Raw genomic sequence first — 8,601 nt, forward strand, 5'->3', positions numbered from 1 at the left:
GATATGGCTAACTTTTTTATCAGGCGTCCTATCTTTGCTTGGGTACTGGCCATCATTCTGATGATGGCGGGCGCTCTGGCAATCATGCAACTGCCCGTGGCGCAGTACCCGACCATCGCGCCCCCTGCCGTATCGATTTCCGCCACCTATCCAGGTGCGGATGCGCAGACGGTGCAGGATACCGTCACGCAGGTTATCGAACAGAATATGAACGGTATCGATAACCTGATGTATATGTCCTCCACCAGCGATTCTGCCGGGAGTGTGACCATCACGCTGACCTTCCAGTCCGGTACCGACCCCGATATCGCGCAAGTTCAGGTGCAAAACAAGCTACAGCTCGCCACCCCCTTACTGCCGCAAGAAGTTCAGCAGCAGGGGATCAGCGTCGAGAAATCAAGTAGCAGCTTTTTGATGGTCGCGGGTTTCGTTTCTGACAACCCACAAACCACGCAGGATGACATTTCCGACTACGTCGCCTCGAACGTTAAAGATTCAATCAGCCGTCTGAATGGTGTGGGTGACGTGCAGCTGTTTGGTGCGCAGTACGCTATGCGCATCTGGCTGGATGCAAACTTGTTGAATAAGTACCAGCTCACACCGGTTGATGTGATCAATCAGTTGCAGGTGCAGAACGATCAGATTGCCGCCGGTCAGTTGGGCGGTACGCCTGCGTTGCCTAATCAGCAGCTTAACGCCTCAATCATCGCGCAGACGCGCCTGAAAGATCCTGAAGAATTCGGGAAGGTCACGTTACGCGTCAACAGCGATGGTTCGGTTGTTCACCTGAAGGATGTCGCGCGTATTGAGTTGGGTGGTGAGAACTACAACGTGGTCGCGCGTATTAACGGTAAACCAGCCTCCGGTCTCGGGATTAAACTGGCAACCGGCGCAAACGCGCTGGATACCGCTAACGCTATCAAAGCCAAGCTGGTTGAACTGCAACCGTTCTTCCCGCAGGGAATGAAGGTGGTCTACCCGTATGACACCACGCCGTTCGTCACTATCTCCATTCATGAGGTCGTGAAAACGCTGTTTGAAGCAATCATACTGGTATTCCTCGTGATGTATTTGTTCCTGCAAAACATCCGGGCTACGCTCATTCCAACCATTGCCGTGCCTGTTGTATTGTTGGGCACATTTGCCGTGCTTGCCGCGTTTGGCTACTCCATAAACACCCTGACGATGTTCGGCATGGTACTCGCCATCGGCCTATTGGTTGATGATGCGATAGTGGTGGTGGAAAACGTGGAACGTGTGATGATGGAAGATAATCTGCCGCCCAAAGAGGCGACAGAAAAATCCATGTCACAAATTCAGGGCGCGCTGGTCGGTATCGCCATGGTGCTGTCTGCGGTATTTATCCCGATGGCCTTCTTTGGCGGCTCAACCGGGGCTATCTATCGGCAGTTCTCTATCACCATCGTTTCTGCAATGGCGCTTTCAGTGCTGGTAGCGCTGATCCTGACTCCCGCGCTTTGTGCAACGCTGTTGAAGCCGGTATCGGCGGAACATCACGAGAATAAAAGCGGTTTCTTTGGCTGGTTTAATGCCAAATTCGATCACAGCGTCAATCATTACACCAATAGCGTCAGCGGTATTGTGCGTAAAACCGGGCGTTACCTGGTCGTCTACCTGGTTATCGTGATTGGGATGGCGGTGCTGTTTATGCGCCTTCCAACCTCCTTCTTGCCAGAAGAAGATCAGGGCGTATTCCTGACGATGATTCAGCTTCCGGCCGGCGCAACGCAAGAGCGAACCCAGAAAGTGCTGGATCAGGTTACCCACTACTACCTGAATAACGAGAAAGCCAACGTCGAAAGCGTCTTTACGGTTAACGGCTTTAGCTTCAGCGGACAGGGGCAAAACTCAGGGATGGCGTTTGTCAGCCTCAAGCCCTGGGAAGAACGCAGTGGCGACGAGAATAACGTTGAATCGATTATCGCCAGAGCAACCCGCGCGTTTAGCCAGATTCGTGATGGCTTAGTGTTCCCTTTCAACATGCCAGCCATTGTTGAACTGGGTACCGCAACCGGCTTCGACTTCGAACTGATTGACCAGGGCGGGCTGGGACATACCGCGTTAACGCAAGCACGTAACCAACTTTTGGGCATGGTTGCTAAACATCCTGACCTGTTGGTTCGCGTGCGTCCAAATGGTCTCGAGGATACCGCGCAGTTCAAACTGGATGTTGATCAGGAAAAAGCCCAGGCCCTTGGTGTCTCGCTGTCCGATATTAATGAAACCATCTCCGCTGCGCTGGGTGGCTATTACGTCAATGACTTCATAGACCGTGGCCGCGTGAAAAAAGTGTACGTACAGGCCGATGCCAAATTCCGTATGTTGCCGGAAGACATCAATAATCTGTATGTTCGTAGCGCCAATGGCGAAATGGTACCGTTCTCCACGTTCAGTTCCGCACATTGGATCTACGGATCACCACGTCTGGAACGTTACAACGGCATGCCTTCAATGGAACTGTTAGGGGAAGCGGCCCCAGGCCGAAGCACCGGTGAAGCGATGGCGCTGATGGAAAGTCTGGCTGAGAAACTGCCTAACGGTATCGGCCATGACTGGACGGGTATGTCCTATCAGGAACGACTCTCGGGGAACCAGGCGCCTGCGCTGTATGCCATCTCGCTCATCGTTGTCTTCCTTTGCCTTGCCGCTTTGTATGAGAGTTGGTCAATTCCGTTCTCGGTGATGCTGGTTGTACCGCTTGGCGTGGTTGGCGCACTGTTAGCAGCATCGCTACGTGGGATGAATAACGACGTGTATTTCCAGGTGGGGTTGCTAACCACTATCGGTCTCTCGGCTAAAAACGCCATCTTGATCGTCGAGTTTGCCAAAGACCTGATGGATAAAGAGGGCAAAGGACTGATCGAAGCGACGTTGGAGGCATCCCGCATGCGTCTTCGCCCTATCCTGATGACCTCTCTGGCCTTCATTCTGGGGGTTATGCCTCTGGTTATCAGCCACGGTGCGGGTAGCGGTGCGCAGAATGCGGTCGGTACAGGTGTAATGGGGGGAATGCTAACCGCAACATTGTTGGCGATCTTCTTTGTTCCCGTCTTCTTTGTTGTCGTCAGACGGCGTTTTAGTCGACACTCTGATTAATTTGTAAAATAAAGGCGTCTACGGACGCCTTTTTCATCAGTACACTCTCTCTTTGTTTATTAATAAGATAGCCATTTATTTCATTTAAGTCGTTCCTTCAAACCCACCCGCAACCTTTCTTTTTATCCATTATTTTTACAATCCACATGAATTGAGATTATTCCTCCTGTCAGTCTTTTTTTAAGAAGTGGTAAAATAATGACCGAGTTCGCAGATGGCTTAGCGTTTGTCTTTGCTCAATTAGCGAAACGCTTATTTTTGAGGTAACATCATGAAAAGATTAATATCCGTTGCATTGCTTACCGCGTTTCTTGCCGGTTGTGCACACGATTCTCCCTGCGTACCTGTATACGACGATCAGGGACGCCTGGTTCATACCAATACCTGTATGAAAGGCACCACGCAGGATAACTGGGAAACAGCCGGTGCCATCGCCGGTGGCGCAGCCGCCGTTGCCGGATTGACGCTTGGGATAGTTGCCCTGACCAAATAACTCTTCTTCAAGGTTTTAAAGGCGCGGTGGTTACCGCGCTTTTAGCAATAAAATAAAATTCACATATAAGACAAAACGTTGGTTTACAGCTCTTCCTGAATAATAAAATTATTATAGATATCCCTCACATATCCACGATTTGAAATTAGCATTTTTCCTGTTCTTTGTTACACCGTGTTTTCTTTTCATTATTCTCACGCGATCAATATTAACGTCCGAAATCGTTATCACGCGTCCTGTCTGATTTTAAAATTTTTGCGCTGAAATGTGGCTTACGTTTCAATTTTGCACCACTTCAGGGCGCTGCATTTATTTTTTCCTGTCTACACTCTGCATATTGCGCCGAATAATCGTGCGCAAAAACCTGGCACTACCTTTGCTTAAAAGAGTATGGCCAAAGCCACAGACCGGTAAAAGACGTTTTCAGAACGTTTTCATAACAATAATTCCTCCACACAGGATGCTCTATGAAAAAGATGATAATAGCCAGCCTGGCTGCGGCCGGCGTGCTCCTTGCGATCGCAAATCAGGCGCATGCCGGCGCAACACTTGATGCCGTAAAGAAAAAAGGGTTTGTGCAATGCGGGATCAGTGACGGGTTGCCTGGCTTCTCTTACGCCGATGCGAGCGGTAAGTTTTCAGGTATTGATGTCGACGTATGCCGAGGCGTTGCCTCCGCCGTATTTGGTGATGATACCAAAGTAAAATATACCCCACTTACCGCCAAGGAACGTTTTACCGCGTTACAGTCTGGCGAAGTCGACATGCTCTCGCGTAATACCACATGGACCTCCTCTCGTGATGCAGGTATGGGCATGTCTTTCACTGGCGTAACCTATTACGATGGCATTGGTTTTCTTACCCACAATAAAGCCGGCCTGAAGAGCGCCAAAGAACTGGATGGCGCAACGGTGTGTATTCAGGCAGGAACCGATACCGAACTGAACGTGGCTGACTACTTTAAAGCCAACAATATGAAGTACACCCCTGTCACTTTTGACCGCTCGGATGAATCGGCTAAGGCACTGGAATCAGGACGTTGCGATACGCTGGCCTCCGACCAGTCGCAGTTGTACGCCCTGCGAATCAAGCTGAGCAATCCTGCAGAATGGATTGTCCTGCCAGAAGTTATTTCTAAAGAACCCTTAGGTCCGGTTGTACGTCGTGGCGACGATGAATGGTTCTCCATTGTTCGCTGGACGCTGTTCGCCATGCTGAATGCGGAAGAGATGGGTGTTAACTCGAAAAACGTTGACGAAAAAGCGGCTAATCCTGCAACGCCGGATATGGCGCATCTGTTAGGTAAAGAAGGGGATTATGGTAAGGATCTGAAGCTTGATAACAAATGGGCTTATAACATTATTAAGCAAGTAGGTAACTACTCGGAGATCTTTGAACGTAACGTTGGATCGGAAAGTCCATTGAAGATCAAACGTGGACAGAACAACCTCTGGAACAACGGTGGCATTCAATATGCGCCACCGGTGCGCTAATACAAAGTGATGTAACGGGCGCCGCAGCTGCGGCGCTCAGCCCAGAGTCATTGTTACCGAGGTTTTCTTATGCTTCATCGCCGCTCAACCGTAAAAGGATCGCTATCCTTTTCTAACCCTGCGGTCCGCGCCTGGTTATTCCAAATACTCGCCGTCATTGCGGTCATTAGCATTGCGGTCTATCTCATTCATAACACGATTAATAACCTGAGCAGTCGCGGTATTACCTCGGGATTTTCTTTTCTCGATCGCAGCGCCGGATTTGGTATCGTCCAGCATCTGATTGATTACGAGCAAGGCGATACCTATGGCCGCGTGTTCCTGGTCGGTCTGCTTAATACGCTGTTAGTTTCCGCACTATGTATCGTCTTCGCTTCATTTCTCGGTTTCTTTCTCGGGCTGGCACGCCTGTCAGATAACTGGTTATTGCGAAAGCTCTCCACGGTCTATATCGAAACGTTCCGCAATATCCCACCGCTATTGCAGATCTTCTTTTGGTATTTTGCCGTATTACGTAACCTGCCCGGCCCACGTCAGGCGGTTAACGCGCTGGATTTAATGTTTCTGAGCAACCGGGGGCTGTATATTCCGGCGCCGCAAATGGGAGAAGGTCTTTTTGCCTTTTGTACCGCGGTCCTTATTGCCGTCGTTGTCACCTTCGGACTATTCCGTTTCAACAGAATGCACCAGATCAAAACCGGTCAGTTACGCCGTACCTGGCCCACAGCTCTGGCGTTGATCGTGCTCTTACCAATGATTTCACAATGGTTTTTTGGCGCGGCACTTCACTGGGATATCCCTGAACTACGCGGTTTTAACTTTCGTGGCGGCATGGTGCTTATACCTGAACTGGCGGCTCTGACGCTGGCGCTTTCAGTGTATACCTCAGCGTTTATTGCAGAAATTATTCGGGCAGGAATTCAGGCTGTTCCTTATGGCCAACATGAGGCAGCACGCTCTCTGGGTTTGCCAAATCCGGTGACGCTCCGCCAGGTCATCATCCCGCAGGCGCTGCGCGTCATCATTCCTCCACTAACCAGTCAGTACCTGAATATCGTTAAAAATTCATCGCTCGCTGCCGCCATTGGCTACCCGGATATGGTTTCCCTGTTTGCCGGCACGGTACTCAATCAAACGGGACAAGCCATTGAAACTATTGCCATCACGATGTCGGTGTACCTGATCATCAGCCTGAGCATTTCTCTACTGATGAATATTTATAACCGTCGTATCGCACTGATCGAGCGCTAAGGAGCCATGATGACAAAAGCACTACTGTCTCACCCCTCGCGCCAGAGCAGTAACCCGGCAAGCCGCTGTCTGTTCTGGGTTCGCAAAAACCTGTTCTCCAGTTGGTCAAATAGCCTGCTCACGCTGCTATGCGTGTGGCTAATTTGGTCCTTCCTTCCACCGCTGTTGAACTGGGTATTTTTTCAGGCCAACTGGGTAGGCTCTACCCGAGCTGACTGTACCAAAGCGGGGGCCTGCTGGGTGTTCATTCATGAACGCTTCGGACAATTCATGTATGGACTTTACCCACACGATCAGCGCTGGCGCATTAATCTGGCCCTGCTGATTGGCCTGGTCTCAATCGTTCCCATGTTCTGGAAAACCATTCCCCACCGTGGTCGTTATATCGCCGTTTGGGCAGTCGTTTATCCTTTGGTGGTCTGGTGGTTGATGTACGGTGGTTTTTTCGGGCTTGAGCGAGTAGAAACCCGGCAGTGGGGCGGGTTAACGCTGACGCTTATCATCGCATCCGTCGGTATTGCGGGTGCGCTCCCGTGGGGGATTCTACTGGCATTGGGGCGTCGTTCTCATATGCCCGTCGTGCGGATTTTATCCGTGATTTTTATTGAGTTCTGGCGCGGCGTACCGTTGATCACCGTCCTGTTTATGTCCTCTGTCATGCTGCCTCTGTTTATGTCTGAGGGGACCAGTATCGACAAGCTTATCCGGGCACTGGTCGGTGTCATTCTTTTCCAGTCAGCCTATGTTGCAGAGGTGGTTCGTGGGGGATTACAGGCCTTGCCAAAAGGTCAGTATGAAGCGGCTGAATCACTGGCTCTGGGGTACTGGAAAACCCAGGGTCTGGTCATTCTTCCCCAAGCCCTCAAGCTGGTTATTCCTGGTTTGGTTAATACGATTATTGCCCTGTTCAAGGATACCAGTCTGGTCATCATCATCGGCCTGTTTGATCTCTTCAGCAGCGTGCAGCAAGCAACCGTGGATCCTGCATGGCTGGGTATGTCGACGGAAGGATATGTTTTTGCCGCACTGATTTACTGGATCTTTTGTTTCAGTATGTCGCGTTACAGCCAACATCTGGAAAAACGTTTTAATACCGGGCGTACACCGCACTGAGGAATTTATGAACCAATTATTAAGGCAGTCTACCGACGCGATGATTACGCTGGAAAACGTCAACAAATGGTACGGACAGTTCCACGTTTTGAAAAACATCAATCTGCAGGTAAAACAAGGAGAGCGTATCGTCTTATGCGGTCCTTCCGGCTCGGGTAAATCGACAACTATCCGTTGTATTAACCATCTGGAAGAGCATCAGCAAGGACGTATTGTGGTGGATGGGATTGAACTCAATGAGGACATTCGCAATATTGAGCGCGTCAGGCAGGAAGTTGGCATGGTCTTTCAACACTTCAATCTCTTTCCTCATTTGACGGTCCTGCAAAACTGTACGCTGGCGCCAGTCTGGGTGCAAAAGATGCCGAAAAAAGAGGCTGAAGTGTTGGCAATGCACTACCTTGAGCGAGTTCGTATTGCTGAACATGCGCATAAATATCCAGGACAAATCTCTGGCGGGCAACAGCAGCGTGTGGCCATTGCACGTTCGTTATGTATGAAACCTAAAATTATGTTGTTTGATGAACCCACATCAGCGCTGGATCCTGAAATGGTGAAAGAGGTGCTTGATACCATGATCGGTCTGGCGCAATCGGGTATGACTATGCTGTGCGTTACCCATGAAATGGGATTTGCCCGCACAGTGGCCGACCGGGTGATCTTTATGGATCTTGGCGAGATTGTGGAGCAGGCACCACCGGATGAGTTTTTTGCCAATCCCAGGTCAGAACGTACGCGGGCATTCCTGTCGCAGGTGATTCATTAATCTTCTTTTTTGCCCGGTGGCCTGCGCTTACCGGGCCTACGGGTTAGCAAGAAACATAACGCAAAAAGGCCATCCTTTCGGATGGCCTTTTCACTTATTTGATGTCTGGCAGTTCCCTACTCTCGCATGGGGAGACCCCACACTACCATCGGCGCTACGGCGTTTCACTTCTGAGTTCGGCATGGGGTCAGGTGGGACCACCGCGCTACAGCCGCCAGACAAATTCTTTTCTAAGTGCCGAACTTTAACCGAAAAACTGGTGCTGATACCCAGAGTCGAACTGGGGACCTCACCCTTACCAAGGGTGCGCTCTACCAACTGAGCCATATCAGCACACTAAATTTGATGCCTGGCAGTTCCCTACTCTC

6 protein-coding genes, 1 tRNA gene and 1 rRNA gene are annotated in these 8,601 nt (G+C 50.4%); 6 read left to right on the forward strand and 2 right to left on the reverse strand.

The annotated features are described in order from the left end of the window. Positions 1-3 precede the first annotated feature (3 nt). From FDX09_RS13550 to FDX09_RS13575, 6 genes are all read left to right on the forward strand, one after another. A complete protein-coding gene (locus tag FDX09_RS13550; RefSeq protein WP_069324423.1) occupies positions 4-3,117 on the forward strand; it encodes an efflux RND transporter permease subunit in 3,114 nt (1,037 codons plus the stop codon). 271 nt (positions 3,118-3,388) lie between these two features. After that, the gene (locus FDX09_RS13555) at positions 3,389-3,610 is read left to right on the forward strand and encodes a lipoprotein (protein WP_003025292.1); all 222 of its coding nucleotides are present in this window, start codon (positions 3,389-3,391) and stop codon (positions 3,608-3,610) included. A 467-nt stretch (positions 3,611-4,077) separates the two neighbouring features. After that, positions 4,078-5,103 (forward strand): amino acid ABC transporter substrate-binding protein, encoded by a 1,026-nt coding sequence (locus tag FDX09_RS13560; RefSeq protein ID WP_038634415.1) that lies wholly within the window; start codon positions 4,078-4,080, stop codon positions 5,101-5,103. A 69-nt stretch (positions 5,104-5,172) separates the two neighbouring features. Then, positions 5,173-6,354 carry an amino acid ABC transporter permease gene (locus FDX09_RS13565; protein ID WP_085048616.1) on the forward strand — a complete coding sequence of 394 codons (1,182 nt, stop codon included), beginning with the start codon at positions 5,173-5,175 and terminating at the stop codon, positions 6,352-6,354. 9 nt (positions 6,355-6,363) lie between these two features. Beyond that, entirely contained in the window at positions 6,364-7,467 is a 1,104-nt protein-coding gene (locus tag FDX09_RS13570) for an amino acid ABC transporter permease (protein WP_038634420.1), read from the forward strand. Between the two features lie 7 nt (positions 7,468-7,474). Then, entirely contained in the window at positions 7,475-8,233 is a 759-nt protein-coding gene (locus FDX09_RS13575) for an amino acid ABC transporter ATP-binding protein (protein WP_069325452.1), read from the forward strand. 103 nt (positions 8,234-8,336) lie between these two features. Here FDX09_RS13575 and rrf read toward each other — a convergent pair. Next, positions 8,337-8,452: ribosomal RNA gene (rrf, locus tag FDX09_RS13580) — 5S ribosomal RNA — on the reverse strand. A 38-nt stretch (positions 8,453-8,490) separates the two neighbouring features. Then, positions 8,491-8,566, reverse strand: a tRNA-Thr gene (locus FDX09_RS13585). Between the last annotated feature and the right edge of the window lie 35 nt (positions 8,567-8,601).

It is taken from the genome of Citrobacter sp. wls717, assembly GCF_005280955.1.
GTDB lineage: Bacteria > Pseudomonadota > Gammaproteobacteria > Enterobacterales > Enterobacteriaceae > Citrobacter > Citrobacter werkmanii.

Coding starts and splice junctions, on each gene's coding strand:
- FDX09_RS13575 (WP_069325452.1), top strand. CDS start 7,475: ATGAACCAATTATTAAGGCAGTCTACCGACGCGATGATTACGCTGGAA.
- FDX09_RS13550 (WP_069324423.1), top strand. CDS start 4: ATGGCTAACTTTTTTATCAGGCGTCCTATCTTTGCTTGGGTACTGGCC.
- FDX09_RS13565 (WP_085048616.1), top strand. CDS start 5,173: ATGCTTCATCGCCGCTCAACCGTAAAAGGATCGCTATCCTTTTCTAAC.
- FDX09_RS13570 (WP_038634420.1), top strand. CDS start 6,364: ATGACAAAAGCACTACTGTCTCACCCCTCGCGCCAGAGCAGTAACCCG.
- FDX09_RS13555 (WP_003025292.1), top strand. CDS start 3,389: ATGAAAAGATTAATATCCGTTGCATTGCTTACCGCGTTTCTTGCCGGT.
- FDX09_RS13560 (WP_038634415.1), top strand. CDS start 4,078: ATGAAAAAGATGATAATAGCCAGCCTGGCTGCGGCCGGCGTGCTCCTT.